Source organism: Bradyrhizobium sp. CCBAU 11434, assembly GCF_028128895.1.
GTDB lineage: Bacteria > Pseudomonadota > Alphaproteobacteria > Rhizobiales > Xanthobacteraceae > Bradyrhizobium > Bradyrhizobium zhengyangense.
The window spans coordinates 1-18549 of the sequence record NZ_LBJX01000010.1; the positions used below are offsets into that span (position 1 = coordinate 1).

Annotated in this window: 8 protein-coding genes; 4 read left to right on the forward strand and 4 right to left on the reverse strand. The window is 61.7% G+C overall.

Annotated features, from left to right (window positions below; all coding sequences use genetic code 11):
* Positions 1-275 precede the first annotated feature (275 nt).
* Positions 276-563: a hypothetical protein gene (locus XI06_RS07575; RefSeq protein ID WP_271604979.1), complete on the forward strand. Its 288-nt coding sequence runs from the start codon at positions 276-278 to the stop codon at positions 561-563.
* Positions 564-1519: 956 nt separating this feature from the next.
* Here XI06_RS07575 and XI06_RS07580 read toward each other — a convergent pair.
* The gene (locus XI06_RS07580) at positions 1520-1714 is read right to left on the reverse strand and encodes a hypothetical protein (protein ID WP_271604980.1); all 195 of its coding nucleotides are present in this window, start codon (positions 1712-1714) and stop codon (positions 1520-1522) included.
* Positions 1715-3285: 1571 nt separating this feature from the next.
* Here XI06_RS07580 and cysC point away from each other — a divergent pair.
* Together cysC and cysD are read left to right on the forward strand one after the other, a co-directional pair.
* On the forward strand, positions 3286-5154 hold the full coding sequence (gene cysC, locus XI06_RS07585; RefSeq protein WP_271604981.1) for an adenylyl-sulfate kinase: 1869 nt from the start codon (positions 3286-3288) through the stop codon (positions 5152-5154).
* Positions 5147-6043: a sulfate adenylyltransferase subunit CysD gene (cysD, locus tag XI06_RS07590; RefSeq protein WP_237874029.1), complete on the forward strand. Its 897-nt coding sequence runs from the start codon at positions 5147-5149 to the stop codon at positions 6041-6043. The genes cysC and cysD overlap by 8 nt, the downstream gene beginning before the upstream one ends.
* Before the next feature lie 116 nt (positions 6044-6159).
* Here cysD and XI06_RS07595 read toward each other — a convergent pair whose 3' ends face one another.
* The 3 genes from XI06_RS07595 to XI06_RS07605 form a co-directional block, all read right to left on the reverse strand.
* Positions 6160-6771 (reverse strand): PEP-CTERM sorting domain-containing protein, encoded by a 612-nt coding sequence (locus XI06_RS07595; protein WP_237873968.1) that lies wholly within the window; start codon positions 6769-6771, stop codon positions 6160-6162.
* A gap of 115 nt (positions 6772-6886) precedes the next feature.
* Positions 6887-8311, reverse strand: a complete 1425-nt coding sequence (locus XI06_RS07600) for an HlyD family type I secretion periplasmic adaptor subunit (protein ID WP_271604982.1) — start codon at positions 8309-8311, stop codon at positions 6887-6889.
* Positions 8298-10433, reverse strand: a complete 2136-nt coding sequence (locus tag XI06_RS07605) for a type I secretion system permease/ATPase (protein ID WP_271604983.1) — start codon at positions 10431-10433, stop codon at positions 8298-8300. Before XI06_RS07605 ends, XI06_RS07600 begins: the two co-directional genes overlap by 14 nt.
* A 553-nt stretch (positions 10434-10986) precedes the next feature.
* Here XI06_RS07605 and XI06_RS07610 point away from each other — a divergent pair.
* A partial coding sequence (locus tag XI06_RS07610; protein ID WP_271604984.1) for a beta strand repeat-containing protein occupies positions 10987-18549 on the forward strand: 7563 nt, incomplete at its 3' end.

The window sequence follows — 18549 nt, forward strand, 5'->3', positions numbered from 1 at the left end:
GAATGGGTGGCCGACTTCCGTCGGAATCGGTGGCCGGATTGCGTCGGAATCAGTGGCCGGCTTGCATCGGATTACGCAGTTGAGGATCGGCACCGGGGCCATAGCTTCCAGAAAAAGACGTCCGGGTGTGCGAAGCCGGACATATTGTTCTTTAGTTGAGGTTTGTTAACCAAGCGTTACCTATCTGCTCGCGGCCACCACGCTGCACTGTGAAAAGTCCCAATGGACCGGTCATCGCGAATGTCGCTTGATGTCGGCGCCATTAGGAAACCGCCATGCTCCGCCTCCGTGCACTGGACGCCGACGATTACATCGTATTTGACGACGGCCACATGATCGGCCGCATCTGGTTCGCTCGCGACCGGTCGCCAGCACTCTGGCTCTGGACTCCGGTGGTAGCAATCCAGGCACCGCCGTTCGGTGACGCGATGTCGCTCAAGGAAGCCGAGGCCAAGTTTCAGAGCGCGTGGGACAGCTTCAAGCAGAGGCACGGACCTGAGGAGCTGGCGAAGGCGTTCGAGCAGATGACGCATGTGAACCGGCCGGGACGCTTCGGGCGGTGATTAGCGCGCGCTTCGGCGGCAGCGCGATGCCAGGGTCACGCAAGGTGTGCAACGTCCTGCCGTCATCCATCTTGATCGGATCGTCGAAGGCGCGAGCCCAGCTCTTCACCTCAGCCAGCGAAGGGCCGAACTACTGTAGCCCAATGTTTGCAATAGGCCCGCGAGTCGGATTCATTTGTCAAATTGGTGATCGAAGTCATTTCAGCGGGGGCAGCAATGATCGGCGAAGCGGGGTGCCTTGCGTGCTGCGAGCCAAGAGTGCTCGTGAAATTTATGCCATTCACAACCGAGTTTGGTCTCAAGCTGCATCGCTGCCTCTCATGTGAGAGCAGCTTACTCCTCGTGACACGGGTGGGAAGTGCGACAGAGGAAAGAGGAAGACCCTCACGCCAAGGGCAATTCCGCGCCATCGACGCTGCGATAGTGGACGCGCGAACCACGCCAGCTTTCCGCGCCTAATATTTGAACCGGAAAAACGACACTCCCCTACGTCCTGATCAAACCAGAGGGTATCGACGAAAGGGCGTTGGTTTCATCTGACGTCGGCCCGGCCTGCACCGGAGGAAGTGAGACCGCTGGCTTCCGCACAATAACCGGCGGCCCGCCGGCCACTTGCAATTGACCTGCCTCTAGAGCAGCAGCCATGGCCAGCGGCGAGAGACTATGTTGACGGCGGACCCGCCGCCAAGCTCCGGGCGGAATTAACGTAAGCTGCCATGCTCACGCTTCGCTTGATCAGTCCCACGAATACAGCGACCGCGACAACGGTCATCAGATCGGCTACATCTACTTTGAAGGTCATTCTGGTTGTGGACGGTCACGGTGACGTTGCGGGTCTACTTTCGGCCACGCGTGATTGATATTCCGACCGAGCACGTGCTGCAACGTCGCGCGACATGCACGCGCTGGTGCTCGATAACGCGCTAGGATGTTATGCGCGGCTTTCGCAGCTGCCCCTAGTGCAGCCGCTGATGAGGAGGATGAGCCTCTCTCATCAGTACCAGTCGCTGCTCCAACTGCTCATTCAACAGCATCAGCGCTCGGAGCGCATCGCGCAAATCGCCGTCACAAGCGGCAACGATCTCATCGACCGCCAGCTCATATTGATCAAGAGCAGAGTTCGTGCGTTGGCGTGGCATGCGGGACAACATTCAAACAGAAACCTTAGTAGATCGTGCCACCACACGGGCATTTTCCCCGCAATTCACAAGCAGCATACGTTCTCGCGTAGTTACAACCTACACGGATAAATGCTAGGTGCCGAGCTGGTTAATTGGCACGGCCAAAGCGCTTTCCCTTCTTGGTTCGATAATTAGGTCGCGGGGGCGGGACGTGTTTGATGTTTATGGCAACGGCGCGAGCGACTTGCTCGTCTTGAAAGTAGGCTCGCCGATACCGGCAGCTTACTCTGGCAAAAGGTGGCGCAAGAGCAGAAGAAGAATTCTGAAGGTGAGCGATGAGATCAAATCGGTCGTTCAGCGACAGGGCTAGTACGTTCGCGCTTTGCGGCCAAAACAGCAGATAGTGATCGAAGTCGAGTAGATCGACCTATGCTGCTAAGCCCACCGCCAGATGACGCGATACATGAGAGGCGGCAGCTTCTCGAACATTGGGGAAACTGCTCCAGCGACGCAACGATTGGGTTGCCCTTGAGCTGCGGCAGGTGCAGCGCATTTGGGCTGCCGATGGCAGGCCGAGCCGATACTTCTACTAGGACGACGACGACCTGCCGAGCCGATCTGCCGCCAGAGGTGCTGACGCGTGATGTGGCGCTGCAAGCGGCTCGGGCACTCGCGCGGGCTGAACCAGGAAAATAGCCGAGGCCGTGCGGGATTTATGCCGCACTGCATCGGGTGCAACTGTCCAGCCTCCCCGGATTCTGTCGCGGGCGGGGGCTAGCAGATTCGCGGTTTCGGCCGTGCAGCCGAAGGTCTTAGTTTCCCCAATTGCCAGCGCCTGGCAGGTTACCATTGAAGGTCCCCCAAGAGCCCTCGCCGCCGCCCCACGGGATGCCGTCGATGGTATCGCCCTGTCCCACAGTGCCAGGGTCTTTGCTGATCATGATGCCGTGGTAAGCGGGTGAATTGGCCAAGTTGCGCATACCCCCACTGACGTTTCCGAGTGAGGTCAGGTCCAGTTCGCAGTTCATCGACATATGATCCTCCATTGTGCTCGGGTCCGGTGGCGATCCAACTGATGGACGGCACTATGCCGGCATATTCGACCCCAAACTGTGATGAGGCGGACGCAGGAGCTTCACGGCCGATGCCGAGCGCGAGGATCAATGGCGTCAATGATGCGCTCGCCTTCGCCGATCTCCTTAACCACATAACCATCGCGACAACTCGCTCCATAGCGTCGAACCGGGCAAACACTCCATCGTGACCTCTGCCGCGCCGGGGATGCTGATGATCCAGCCGCCGCGTGACCCAGGCGGTTGAGCACGTCGAACTGCTCTTGCCGGATAGCAACCTTTTGACGCCTCACCCAAAATGAGTAAGGCTCAGTGCGACCCGGGAACTAATCGAGACGACTATCGATACCTAGGTTTCGGTACAAGCCCACACCCTAAGGTCCACTCGGCCAGGCGCCATCCGGACTTGCGAGCGTCTCGGCTCGCGCATAAGCTTTTCTCGCAGAAGGTCAACGTTTCGACTGAAGCTGTAAACAAGGAGCTGCGCTGTTTTTCGCAATGCACATCAACAAGTTTTTGACCAAGTGAATGAGCAAATTTCTGGCGGACCAACGTGTTCTCACAATCCTGACCTGCGGCTCTGTTGACGACGGAAAGTCTACGCTGATTGGCCGACTTCTCTACGAACAGGGGCAGATACCGGAGGACGAGCTGGCGGGGCTTACGAACCGAGCCGAAGAGGCAATCGACTACTCATTGCTCCTGGACGGGCTCGAGCCGGAGCGAGAGCAAGGCATAACCATCGACGTCGCCTACCGGTACTTTAAGGCTGCAGATCGACACTTTATCGTCGCCGACACTCCGGGGCACGAGCAATACGTGCGCAATATGATCACCGGGGCCTCTAACTCTGATCTGGCCATTTTGCTCGTAGATGCTCGGAACGGCTTGACTTCTCAGACATTCCGCCACGCGCATATCGTCTCGATCATGGGAATACGGCATGTCGTTTTGGCGGTAAACAAGATTGATCTCGTCAATTTCGATGAGAGGGTGTTTCAGAATATCTCTACAGAGTTTCGGAAGCTTGCGGAGCTATTGCGTTTTTCAGATTTCGAGATGATTCCGGTGTCCGCCTTGCTGGGAGATAATGTATCGACGCGCAGTTCGCGAATGACGTGGTATAAGGGGCCGACCCTGCTGCAGCTTCTTGCTGGGAGCGAAGTCCCTGAGAAGGCAAGGACCGGTTTCCGGATGCCCGTCCAGCTCATCGTAAGATCCGATGGAGGGGGGCGCGGGGTTGCCGGAACCATTGCCTCCGGACAAATTGCGATCGGCGACAAGATTGTTCTGCTTCCTTCAGGACGCGTTACTTCCATCAAGGAAATCAGCTCGGCAGGAAGAGCCGTTGGTCGAGCAGAGGCGCGCGAAGCAGTGACCCTCACGCTTTCGGATCACGTCGACGTGGCTCGAGGTGACGTCGCGGCGTCTCCGTCCGATCAGCCTCACGTTGGCTCGCAATTTGTCGCCCAGATCGTTTGGCTCGGTGACGAGACGCTCCGCCCGGGCCGTTCGTACTTGCTGAAGCAGGGAACACGTACAGTTGGCGTTTCGATCACCGCGATCAAGTATCGTGTCGATGTTCAGACCATGGCGCATGAAGCAGCGAAGGAATTGCGCACAAACGAGATCGGCGTTTGCAACCTGATTACGGCGGCTCCCCTCGTTTTCGATAGCTATGCCGAGAATGCTGCAATGGGTGGTCTCATCGTCATCGACCGCGCCACCAATATGACGGTCGCTGCAGGGATCGTACTCCATCCGTTGACGCGCTCGACGACCATACGGCCGCCTACGCTGTTCGTCACGAAGGATGCTCGCGCGCATCTGAAGGGGCACCGGCCCGCGCTGCTCTGGTTGACCGGCCTGTCCGGTGCAGGAAAATCCACCATCGCCAACGCCACCGAAGCAAGATTGAACGCCATGGGGGTGCACACGATCCTTCTCGATGGCGATTGCCTGCGCGGCGGCATCAACAAGGATCTCGGATTTACGGAAACCGATCGGATTGAAAACATTCGAAGAGCAGGCGAGGTTTCGAAGCTCATGCTCGATGCCGGGCTCGTCGTCCTTTGCTCCTTCATTTCGCCCTTCGCCGCCGATCGGCGGATGGTGCGGGAACTGCTGCGGCGTGACGAATTCATCGAGGTCTTCGTCGATACTCCGCTCGAAACCTGCATCGAACGCGATCCAAAGGGACTCTACCGACGCGCCATCGACGGGGAGATCAAGAATTTCACGGGGATCAGTCAGGTATATGAGCGACCGGAACACGCCGAGGTGACGATCAGGACCGGCGAACTTACGGTCGACGGTGCTGTCGATCGTTTGGTCGCGGAGCTCGCCAGGCGCGGCATTTTCGATTTGTCCGGAGAACCCGGTCTTGGCCATGAATAGCCGTCTTCGCGATCTCGAAGCCGAAGCCATTTTCATCATCAGGGAAACTGTCGCCGAGTTCCGCAATCCGGTGATGCTCTATTCGATCGGCAAGGACTCGAGCGTGTTGCTGAGTTTGGCGGTGAAGGCGTTTGCGCCCGCGAAACTGCCGTTTCGATTGCTCCACATCGATACGGGATGGAAATTCAGGGAGATGATCGAGTTCCGCGACCGGACCGCCCGAGATATGGGGCTCGATCTCGTCGTTTACGTCAATCAGGACGGTCTGAAGCGAAACATTTCGCCGGTCTCGTCCGGATCGTCGGTTCATACCCAGGTGATGAAGACGGAGGCGCTGCGGCAGGCTCTCGATGAGCATGGCTTCGATGCCGCCCTGGGCGGCGCGCGCCGCGATGAAGAGAAAAGCAGGGCGAAGGAACGCATCTTCTCTCATCGCTCGTCGGGTCATCTGTGGGACCCCCGAAATCAGCGCCCCGAGCTGTGGCGCCTGTTCAACGCGCGTCTGAACCCAGGTGAATCGATGCGCGTCTTCCCGCTGTCGAACTGGACCGAACTCGACGTCTGGGAATACATCCGCGCAGAGAACATTCCGATCGTTTCACTCTATTTCTCTGCACTGCGCCCCGTCGTGGAGCGCGACGGGCGACTGATCATGGTCGACGACGATCGTCTGCCATTGCTCGCCGGGGAGCAGCCCCAGATGGAATGGGTTCGATTCCGCACGCTGGGCTGCTATCCGCTCACCGCTGCAGTTCGCTCGAATGCAAAAACGATCGACGAAGTCATCGAAGAGACTGGAAGCGCGGCCGTATCCGAACGACAGGGACGTCTGATCGACAAGGACGACGCCAGCTCGATGGAGAAGAAGAAACGGGAGGGATACTTCTAGTGTGCGGTGAGATTGGGAGGAATCGTATCGCGCTTCAGTTTGTTGCTTGAGCATGATATTTTCGAAAAAGCGCGCTTCGCGCTCTTTCGAATCATGTCCCAGATTCGTCGGGTTGGCTAAACGACTGAAGTTCGGTTTCGGTAGTACCGCAGAGCGCCCAGCCCTGCGAAGCCGAGCAGCATCAGCGCCCACGTACCAGGCTCAGGTACAGCCGATATATTCGAGACCGAAAAGTTATCCAATCCATTAAACGAATTGTCGTTTTGGAATGCAACCGAGAACGTGTCATTTCCAGTCGCAATCGCTGTAAAGACATATTGCGTCCATTGCTGATCCGGCACGGGATTCACGGCACCTAATTCGATTCCGTTGAACAGAAAGCGCACGTCACTCGGCTGAGAGCCGTCACCCGTCACCCATCCCGAGATAGTGAGGGTCGCACCAATCGTATCAGCGAACGTCTGGGACAGAATTGCCTCGGATCCCACCGGACCCTCATAAACGTAGAACGATCCCTGTTGAGCGCCTTGAGTGACGCCGCCGCCGACGTACGGAACTGCGCTCCCGTCGACCACGAAGACCAGCCCCTGATCGCCGGTAAGATTCCATCCTGTGAAATCTCCGGTCTCGAAGCTTCCATTCGCCAGAAATTGGGACGCAGAAGCTTCAGTGGAGCCCATTGCGACGACCGCGAGACCTGCGGCAACGACAAACGATTTAAACCACACGTTGCGCTCCCAATTATTATATTTAAATCAAATTTACTGTAGATTACTTCGATGTTGGCGTTGTGACAAGCCTGTTTGAGGCTGGCGTGCAGCCGACCGGTTAGTATTTAAATCGCTAGCGCTCCCGCAGGCTTTCCTGCTTGTAGCGCAGCAGAGGCGAAAGAAGGTAGCTCAGCACCGAACGCTTGCCCGTCTTGATTTCGACCGTGACTGCCATCCCGGGTGAAAGATTCACGGTTCGATCGTCGATCTGCATCTGGCTCTGATCGAGGGAGATGCGCGCCTGGTAGAGAAATTCCTTCCCTTTCGGCTCGCTGGTCGTGGCAGCCGCGCCGAAGGTCGCGTCACCTGATCGGTCAGCCGGTTTGTCCTGGGTGATGGTATCTTGCGAAACGCTCTGGACACGCCCGTGCATCAGCCCGTACCGGGTGAAGTTGAACGTGTCGACCTTGATCTCGGCTTCCTGCCCGATCTGGATGAATCCGATATCCCTGTTCGAGACCAGAGCTTCAATCTCGAGGCGGCTTTCGGCTGGCACGACGACGAGCAAGGCTTGGGCGGGCGTGACAACGCCGCCGAGCGTATGAACGGACAGCTGCTGGACTGTCCCATCGACCGGTGAGGTGAGCTGCTGAAGCTGTGTCCTTTGGGTCGCCTTGATCAGGTCCTCGCCGAGACCGGTCGCCTTGCGTTGAGCTTCCACCAGATCCGCCGAAATGGTCCGCTTGAATTCGGCCGCCGTCTGGGCTCTCGCCTCGGTGATTGAGGTCACCGCAGCCTCCGCCTCGTGCGAGCGGCTCTTCTGAACCAGGAGTTCGTGTTGCGTCTCGGTGAGCACCTGCAAGATTTCAAGATAGTTCGCCTTGGAGCCCACCTCCCGAGCGTACAACGTGCTCTTGATTTCCACGCGCTGCTGCAGAATCGGAAGCGTTGCCTCGAGTTTCGCAACGGTCTCGAGCAGCGTCTTCAATTCCGCCTGCTTTTGAGCCTTCTGGCTGTCAAGTGAAGCGAGTTTGGCCCGGTGCTCTTCCGCTTGCTGGCTGAGCAGCTGACGTTGCGACGCGACAAGAGGCCCGCTCACATTGAGTGGCGGTCTGAAGCTCCCGAGCGGATCGTCAGTCAGCAAGGCCGACAGGCGAGCAACGTCAAGCGTTGCAGCGAACAGGTCGCCCTGCAGGTGGTCTCGCTCCGCCGCGTTGATCGTGGGATCCAGCTCGATCAGAAGCTCCCCCGCCTTGACGGTTTGCCCGTCCCGAACGTGGATTGCTCTGACGACGCCGGTCTCGAACGGTTGTACGACCTTCGTTCTGCCGCTGGGTATGACTCTGCCAGGGGCGGACGCCACGATATCGACGGCGGCGAAGGAAGCCCAAGCAAGGGCCAGACAGAACAGCACGATGATGGTACCACCGATCGCACCCGCAAGCGGAGGTGGAGGAGACTCGATGATCTCGAGAGCTGCGGGCAGGAATGCTCGTTCGATCCTGCCGCGCGTTCTCGGTGCGGCGACGGGGCGCCCGTTTGCGTCAGCGAACTTCATGGAGGCCCGCCTGAATACGATGAAGGGAAGCGTAGCGGCCGCCGGAATTGACGAGTTCGTCGTGAGTGCCATCCTCGACGATCCGACCACGATCGATCGCTATGATGCGGTCGCATCGCCGCACCGTCGACAGCCGGTGAGCGATGATGAAAACCGTCCGCCCGCGTGCGATCAGCGGCATGTTTTGCTGGATGACGCGCTCACTTTCATAGTCCAGAGAGCTGGTCGCTTCATCAAAGATCAGGATTCGTGGTGTCATGACCAGGGCGCGAGCGATGGCTATCCGTTGCCGCTGACCGCCGGACAACGTGCTTCCGCGTTCTCCGATGATCGTGTCGTAGCCATTTGGAAGTTCGAGGATAAACTCGTGAGCGCCGGCGATCTGCGCGGCTGCGATGATTCTTTCGATCGGCATCGCGCGATCGGCGAGCGCGATGTTGTCGCGCACCGAGCAGTTAAAGAGAACATTTTCCTGCAGCACGACGCCAATCTGGCGCCGCAACCAGGAGGGGTCGACGACGCTAAGGTCGATCCCGTCGACAAGAATTCTTCCACTCTCCGGCACGTACAATCGTTGGACCAGTTTCGCCAGCGTGCTCTTTCCCGAGCCTGATGAACCGACGATGCCGACCACCTGGCCCGCCGCCACCGATAAATTGACGTCGTGCAATATCTCCGGTCCGTCGACCCTGTACCGAAACGTCACGTGCTCCAGCGCGATCTCGCCGCGGATGGGAGGGAGCGCCGTCTGACCTGAACTGTAGGTCCGTTCCGGGGTCGTATTGAGAATGTCGCCCAGCCTCGCGACCGAAAGTCTCGCTTGGTGAAAATCCTGCCAAATCTGGGCAAGCCGAAGAACTGGCGCGCCGACCCGGCCGGACATGATGTTGAAAGCGACGAGTTCACCGATCGTCAGGGTGCCATCGATGACAAGCTTGGCCCCAAAATAAAGGATGGCGGCGGTCACCAGCTTGTTGATGAACTGAACGAGTTGGCTGGCCGTATTGCCAAGGCTCAGCACACGAAAACTAGCGGAGACATATGCAGCCAGCTGCTCTTCCCATCTGCGCTGCATCTCGGGCTCGACAGCCATGGACTTGAGCGTTTCAACGCCATTGACGCTTTCGACCAGGAACGCCTGATTTTCCGCGCCGCGTTGGAATTTTTCATTGAGCCTGCTGCGAAACAGCGGCGCCGCAAACGCAGATATCACGATGTAGAGCGGGAAGGACCCCATGACCATGAAAGTAAGCATGGGGGAATAGATGAGCATGACGGCGAGGAAAACGAGGGTGAAAAACAGGTCGATGACCAGCGTGAGCGCCGAGCTGGTGAGAAAATTGCGGATATTCTCGAGTTCGCGAACGCGTGCGACGGTGTCTCCTACGCGTCGTGTCTGAAAATAGGAGATCGGCAGCGCGAGTAGATGCCGGAAAAGTCGTGCGCCCAATTCGACGTCGATGCGATTGGTCGTATGCGCGAAGACATAGGTTCTCAAGATGCCGAGAATCGTTTCGAACAGCGAGATGGTGACCAGACCGATGACGAGGACGTCGAGTGTCCCCAAGCTGCGGTGCACCAGCACCTTGTCGATGACAATCTGAAAGAAAAGTGGTGAAACAAGCGCGAAAAGTTGGAGGAAGAACGAAGCAACGAGGACTCGCGCAAATATGTGTCGATACTTGTTCAGTGCAGCGAGGAACCAGGATATCCCGAACCTGCGCGACAGATCGGAGAGACCCGCCCGTCGTGTCATCAGGATGATGTGCCCGTCCCAGACAGCTTCGAATTCGGTTCTGCTCATCAGCGTTGGACGCGACGACTGCGGCGATTGTACCAGCGCCTTGTCGCCTACGAGCTTGGCAAGGATCAGAAACTTGCCATCCCTGAGAACCGCGATGCCGGGAAGCGGCGTGACTGAGAGCTTCTCCCATTTCGTTTTGTAGCAACGCGCTCGTAGCCCGAGTTCCTTGGCGCCCAGGAGGATTTCCGGCGTACCAAGCGCGCGGTGGGCAAAGCGATGGCTCAGTTGATCGGGGTCGGCGCTGACGCCGTGAAGTCTAAGCAATACGACCAGAGCCATCATGCCGGCATCTGCGTCGAAATTCGGTGCGATCGTCATAACCGAATCCAATCAAATGGGCGTTGCGCAAAAAATCGACGGCGCTCTATCCGGGCGCAATCTTATTTCAATAAAGTGCGACTCTCCCAATCTTCAAACCCGCGTCGGGCAAAAATGGGAGACTTAATAATCAAAACGAAGTCTAGTTGCGATTATCGTGTCTATGCAAGAACGTTTTGTTTCCTTCGTGCGCGGCAGCTCCGCAGCGGGCAAATATGAAATTTTGGATTCGAGTTGAATTATGATCTTGCCAGGTTGATGTTTGGCGTGTTTTAATTTTTAAAGTTGCTTCTGAATTGCCGGACCGTGACGGGGCGGCGACCTTTTATTTTTTTTGCCGCCGGCTATTTGATTTCCGACACGTAGTCCTTTTTTTGCGGGGAGACGAGCGTGGGATACTTCTTGCTCCTTAAGCTTCTGCTCCTGAAGCCGACCTTCTCTCAGTCATCTCATCATCTTCCGTCGTACGGTTAAGGCGATCTCTTAGCTCAGACGCCTTCAATCTGCTGTCGTGTTTTGAACTGAGCCATTCCTGAATCTTGGGAGTTCAGCCATGTCCGATATCAATTTGACGGGTACAGCCGGCACACCAGGCACGAACGGTGTGGGCTCGGGATCGAATGGTACGGTAGGCGGCCCCGGGGGCAACCAGACGACGACCAACAACGGCACGATCGACACCTCGAATTCCGCAGAGGCGACTGGCGGCGTCGGAGGCAGAGGCGGAAATGGCGGCAGCGGAGCCGTTGGCGGCAATGCCGGCGCAGGCGGGAACGGTGGAAACGCGACGTCCACGGCTTCAACAGTCGTCAACTCGGGCAGCTCGATCACGAGCACTGCTCGAGCAACGGGCGGTGCCGGCGGTGCGGCGGGCACGCCAGGTACTGGTTCGCCAAACGGCCAAGGCGCCAACGGTGGCACCGGAGGAACCGCGACGGCATCAGCGTCGTCCACGAACGCGAACGCGGGTGGGGCAGCGCATGCGTCGGCCTATTCCTCGGGCGGCACGGGCGGGGCGGGGGTAGGCACCGGCTTCTCAGGCGGCGCAGGCGGCGTTGCGAGCGGGACGACGGCAACCGCATCGGGGCATTCGGCTTACGCTACGGTTGGTCAGACCGGCGGCAATGGCGGTCGCGGTTATAGTGGTGCGGCAGGTGGCGCTGGCGCCAACAGCTCGCTGACGAACGCGGTGAGCGGGACCACGACCGGCGGTTATCTTGCGCTCAACCAGACCGCGAGCGGCGGAAATGGTGGATACAGTGCAGGAGGCGCGGGCGGTGCTGCAGGCACGGCGACGTCGAGCCTCACCTTCGCCGATTCCAACGCTACGAAGGCGTCCACGCTGGCGGGGGCCAGCACCGCAAACGGCGGCAACGGTGGATCCGCAAATGGGCTCGGTGGCACGGGCGGAGCCGGAGGCGTCGCGAATTCATCGATCAATCTGACGGGCGCTCATACCGTTCGCGCCACTACGACCGCATCCGGCGGTGACAGCGGGAATCTTTACGGCACAGCGGTTGGTAACGGCGTTGCAGGCGGCGCGGCGAGTGCGACCGCTGCAGCAACCACAACGTCAACCACCGAGTACGCGCGCGCCTACGCCACCGCAACCGGCGGCAAGGGCGGCGGTGCGGCGGGAGCCGGCAATGTTGGCGGCGCTGGCGGAGTCGCGAGCAGCACGACTGCGACAGCCTCCGGTCACTCCGCGCTCGCGAGCGCCACAGAGGTCGGTGGCGCTGGTGGCGCCGGTCTGAACGGCGCGGGCGGAGGAACGGGACAGAACGTCACGCTGACGAATGCGGTTAGCGGCTCGAGCGGCGGCAGCTATCTGGGCCTGAGGCAAAGCGCAACCGGCGGTGCGGGCGGCGCGAGTTCTGCCGGGACGGGCGGACTGGCAGGCAATGCGACGTCGAACCTGACGTTCAATGATGCGCTGAACGCGACGCCAGCCGCAACATTTGACGGGCAGAGCACTGCGCATGGCGGCGCGGGCGGGAATGGACAGGCCGGCAACGGGGCGCCCGGCGGAAGCGGCACGGCGACGATCAATTTGACGGGAGCTCACGCCATCGGTCAAGCGCGCGCCTACGCGTATGGAGGCAATGGTGGCCGCGGATACGGGACCGCAAATGGCGGCGCTGGTGGGACGGCAAGCGCAAGCGCCGTCGGCAGCAGCACGACGGCGGGGAGTGAGAGCGTTACGGTCCGAGCCCATGGTACTGGTGGGACCGGAGGCGGCGCTTTTGGCAGTTCCGGAAACGGAGGCGCGGGTGGTTCTGCGATCGGTGCGAGCGCAACCGCGACGGAAAGCAGCGCGACGGGCGGTCGAGCCTACGCCATTGCAGGAGAATCAGGTGGCACAGGCGGTCGCGGCACCGGTGCTGGCAGCTCCGGTGGCGCTGGCGGCGCGGTCGGCGGCACGACCGCAACTGCTTCGGGTCACGCGGCCTACGTCACGATTCAACAAACGGGCGGAAACGGCGGCGCCGGTTACTCGGGTGCGGCAGGTGGAGCAGGCGCCAGCAGTTCCTTGACCAATGCCGCCAGCGGTGTTGCCAATGGTGGCTTTCTGCGGCTCTACCAGACCGCGACAGGCGGCCAGGGCGGGTACAGCGCTGGCGGTATCGGCGGTGCCGGTGGCGCGGCGACTTCGAATCTGACCTTCGATGACACGGCAAGTGCCACCCACGCAGCCACTTTGACGGGCAGGACCACCGCCAACGGCGGCGATGGTGGAAATCGCGCAGTCGCCGGCGCCATCGCGGGAGCGGGAGGCACGGGTAGTGCGTCGATCAACCTGACCGGCGCAAATACTGTCAATGCGTACGCGGCCGCCTCGGGCGGGAATGCCGGCGACCTGGTCGGAGCAGCGACAGGCAATGGGCTTGCCGGTGCTGGCGCGAGTGCAACGGCGTCCGCGACAACGACGTCCCTGACCCAGACGGCTACCGCGGCCGCCAGTTCCACGGGCGGAGCGGGTGGCAACGCGCGGGGAGCGGGCAATACGGGCGGTTCAGGCGGGATCGCCAGCAGCACCACGGCAACTGCCTCCGGATTCTCTGCTAATGCGACGGCCACGGAGGCCGGCGGCGCTGGCGGCCAAGGTTACAGCGGCGCTGGCGGTGGCGCGGGACAAAGCATCTCCCTGACCAATGCGGTCAGCGGCTCCGCCGCCGGAGGCACATTGAGATTGGTCCAGACGGCCACCGGCGGAGCCGGTGGTTACAGTTCGTCCGGAATCGGGGGAGCGGCCGGCAGCGGGACGTCGAGCCTGACGTTTGACAACAGTGCGAGCGCGACGCCGGCCTCGTATCTCGAAACTTATAGCACGGCAAACGGCGGCGCCGGCGGCAACGGTGCCGGCGGCGGCGCGACTGGCGGAGCTGCGACGTCTAACCTGAATGCGACCGCCGCGCACCGCCTTTATGGTCGCGCCAACGCCACCGGCGGCACCGGCGGCCGTGGTTATGGGACGAGCAATGGCGGCGCGGGCGGCGCGGCGACAACTACGTCAGTCGTGAACAGCACGACGCATGGCAGCGACAATATTGAAGCGCGTGCCAATTCGACCGGAGGCAGTGGCGGCACGGTCAGTAGTTCCGGCGGAAATGGCGGGGCGGGCGGTGCAGCTCTTGGGGCCAGCGCAACGGCAACGGCAGCGTCCGCGATCGGGGGACGGGCCTACGCTCGCGCTGACGAACTTGGCGGCACGGGTGGAAGCGGACGCGGAGCAGGGCATACCGGGGGAGCCGGCGGTGCCGTTGGCAATACAGTTGCAACGGCATCTGGTCACTCGGCCGTGGCAACCGCCAATCAAACCGGCGGTACCGGTGGCCGCGGCTATGGCGGCGCTACGGCGGCAGCCGGTGCCAACAGCACGCTGACCAATGCGGTCACTGGTTCAACCTCAGGTGGTTATCTGACGCTTCGCCAGAGCGCAGCGGGCGGCGCCGGCGGTTATGCTCAATCCGGTGCGGCCGGTGCCGGTGGTGCGGCAAGCTCGAGCCTGACCTTCAACGACACGGCGAATGTCACGGCCGCGTCGACGCTGACTGGCTACAGCAGGGCCTATGGCGGTGCAGCCGGAACCGGCGGAGGCGCTGGAGCCAGCTCGCAGGCCGGTGGTGCGGCAACGTCGTCCATCAACCTGACAGGCGCACATGTTGTGACCGCGACAGCACGCGCCACTGGCGGCGCGGGCGGCAATATCAACGGTGCGGCTGTGGGCAACGGGGTCGCAGGGAGCTCGGCGAGTGCCACCGCTTCCGCAACAACGTCGTCGTCGACCGAGTCCGCGCACGCCAACGCGTACTCTACAGGAGGAAGCGGATCAGGCGGAGACGGCGCCGGTAACTCCGGTGGCGCAGGCGGCGTTGCAAATAATACGACTGCGACGGCATCGGGTCACTCGGCCTACGCCCTTGTCAGCGAGACCGGCGGCGGCGGCGGCCGCGGCTATGGCGGCGCGAACGGCGGCGCAGGACGGAACATTACGCTGACGAATGCGGTCAGCGGCTCGGCCTCATCGACAGGTACGCTGGGATTGTCGCAGACGGCGAGCGGCGGGGCCGGCGGCTACAGCAGGGGCGGCACGCCCGGCCTTGGCGGCAGCGCGACCTCGAGCCTGACGTTCAACGACAACACCAATGCGACGCCAGCGGCTACCCTCGACGGCACGAGCCACGCCTATGGCGGGGCCGGCGGCAATGTCCAGTCCAGCAACGGCAATGGTGTCTCGGGCGGCGCGGCAACGGCAACGCTTGTCTTGACCGGCTCGCACAACATCGGCTCCACCAGCAGCTTTGCGGCGAGGGCCATTGGCGGAACCGGCGGCACTGGCTACGGCACGGGAAATGGCGGCGCCGGCGGCACGGCGACGGCAGCTTCGACAGCAACCAGCACGACGACACTCGCCGAAACCACCAACGCCTTGGCCTATACCACAGGCGGCACTGGTGGAAGTTCCGGGAGCACGGCTGGCAATGGTGGCGCCGGCGGCGCAGTCATGGGCACGAGCGCAACAGCGACGGAGGCGTCTGCCACCGGCGGACGGGCCTATGCGTATGTCAGGGCGATCGGTGGCGCCGGCGGCCGCGGCTTTGGCGCCGGCCACAGCGGCGGTGCCGGTGGCGTGCCGAGCAGCTCGAGCGCAACGGCAACGGGTCACTCGGCCGTGTCGGTCGTCATTCAAACCGGCGGTAATGGTGGGCGCGGCTACGGCGGCGCCACGGCGGGAGCCGGCGCCAACAGCACGCTGACCAATGCAGCCGGCGGTTCAACTACAGGTGGTTATCTGACGCTTCACCAGACCGCAAACGGCGGTGCTGGCGGTTACGCTCAAACCGGTGCGGCCGGCGCCGGTGGCGCGGCAAGCTCGACTCTCACCTTCAACGACACGACGAACGCCACGGCGGCGGCGACACTGACGGGCACCAGCACGTCCGTGGGCGGCGGAGCCGGAAACGGCGGAGGCGCTGGGGCAAGTTCGGCGGCCGGTGGTACGGCAACCTCGTCGATCAATCTCACAGGCGCGCATGTCGTGACCGCGACGGCGCGCGCCAGCGGTGGCGCCGGTGGCAATCTAACCGGTGCGGCTGTGAACAACGGTGTCGCAGGATCCACGGCGAGCGCTACGGCGACCGCGACGACGTCGTCGACGACCGAGGCTGCGCGCGCCAACGCGTACTCCACGGGAGGAAGCGGATCGGGCGGCAGCGGTGCCGGCAAGTCCGGTGGCGCGGGCGGCGCTGCAAACAATACGACCGCGACGGCATCCGGTCACTCGGCTTATGCCCTTGCCAGTGAAACAGGCGGCGCCGGCGGCCGCGGTTACAACAGCGCGAACGGTGGCGCGGGACAGAGCGTTACCCTGACGAATGCGGTCAGCGGTTCGGCCTCATCGGCGGGTACGCTGGGATTGTCCCAGTCCGCGAGCGGAGGCGCGGGTGGCTACAGCAGGGGCGGCACGCCCGGCCTGGGCGGTAGCGCGACCTCGAGCCTGACATTCAACGACAACACAAATGCGACGCCGGCGCTGACGCTCGACGGCACGAGCCACGCCTATGGCGGGGCCGGCGGCAATGTCCAGTCCGGCAGCGGCAATGGTGTCTCGGGCGGCGCGGCAACGGCAACGCTTGTCCTGACCGGCTCGCATAACATCGGCTCGACGAATAGCTTCGCGGCGCGGGCAGTCGGCGGGACCGGCGGCAGCGGCTACGGCACGGGAAATGGCGGCGCCGGCGGCACGGCGACGGCAGCTTCAACCGCAACCAGCACGACGACACTCGCCGAAACAACCAACGCCTTGGCCTATACCACAGGCGGCGCTGGTGGAAGTTCCGGCAGCACGGCCGGCAATGGTGGTGCCGGCGGCGCGGTCACCGGCACGAGCGCAACAGCGACGGAGGCGTCTGCCACCGGCGGACGGGCCTATGCGTATGTCAAGGCGATCGGTGGCACCGGTGGCCGCGGCTTTGGCGCGGGCCACAGCGGTGGCGCGGGTGGTTTGGCGAGCAACTCGAGCGCAACGGCATCGGGTCACTCGGCCGATTCGGTCGTCATTCAAAACGGTGGTGCTGGTGGGCGCGGCTACAGCGGCGCCACGGGAGGGGCCGGCGGCAGCAGCACGCTGACCAATGCAGTCGGCGGATCGACCACGGGCGGCTATCTGAGGCTCTACCAGACCGCGACGGGCGGCGCCGGCGGTGGCGGATATAGTGGCGGAAGCGGCGGCCTTGGCGGTGCTGCGACGTCAAGTCTGACATTTGATGACACGACGAACACGATACATGCCTCCACGTTGACTGGCACCAGCACCACTTTCGGCGGAGCCGGCGGAAACGGAGGTGCTGGCGCGACAGGTGGCACGGCGACGTCATCCATCGTGCTGACGGGTGTGACCCACGTGACGGCCACATCGCATGCGACAGGTGGCAATAGCGGCGTAAGCCTGACCGGTGGCGGCGCCACCGACTCGGCATCGGCGATTGCGACGGGGTCCGCTACCGGCGATACGGCAACCGCGAGCGCGACATCGACAGGCGGTACTGGTGGTACTCAAGGCTCTGCCTCGAGTCACGCGTCAGCGACGACGGCGAACGGTCAGCTCGCGTTGGCGAACTCCACGGCAACCGGTAGTACCGGGGTTACGGACACCACCGCGTCAACGGGCGGCGGCGGCGTCGTGACGAACGTCGCTGCATTTGCCTCCTCGCAGGTTGGGAGTTCGGCGAATGCGATCAGCCGAGCCTTGCTCGGAACGGTGGACGGCTTCAACAATCAGGCCAACAACGCCTATACCTTTGCGACGGAAGTGCCCGCCTCCAGTTCCGTTGCGTCGATACTGGCGAGTAACAACAATCTGAACACGGCCTTCAGCGGCGGAACTGTCTTCGGTGAAGCGTCGGAGGGGGCGTCCTATTCGACAACCGCGACCGGCTCGCGAGAATACAGAAATACCGTCACATGGACGATCAACACGACGACTCTCTCGGGACATCTGATTGCGGGATTCTTCGGATCGCAGTCATTCGGCACGGGATTTACGTCGCTCGACTTCAGTGTCTCTGAAAACAGCACGCAGATCTTCCACCAGGCGTTCTCGACGGTTGCGTCGGCGCAGACCTTCTTCAGCAATCATGCGCTTGACCTCGGCACATTCACGAGCGCGGCCGGGCAGGTCCTGAACTTCTCCTACGATTTGTTTACGAGCTCTTCCGGCAGTGGGTTTGGCACCGAATTCCTGCTTGGCTCGTCCGGAGGAAATCAACCGCCGATAACCACTGTTCCGGGGCCGCAAACCATCCAGCAGGGACTGGTCACAGCGATCACCGGCATCAGCATCGTCGACGGCGATGCCAGTAGCGCGAGCGAAACAATTACCGTGGTGTTGAGCGATACCAACGGATTACTGTCCGCTACGGGCGCGGGAGTTTCCGGATCGAACACCAATCATCTGACGATCACGGGGACCCTCGCTCAGGTCAATTCGGACCTTTCGACCCTTACCTTCCAGGATAATACGGCTGGTAGCGAAAGCATCGACGTTGCGACCAGCGACGGTCGCGGCGGCAGCGATGATCACCACATCGCGGTTTCGGTGTTCTCGCCTCTGAGC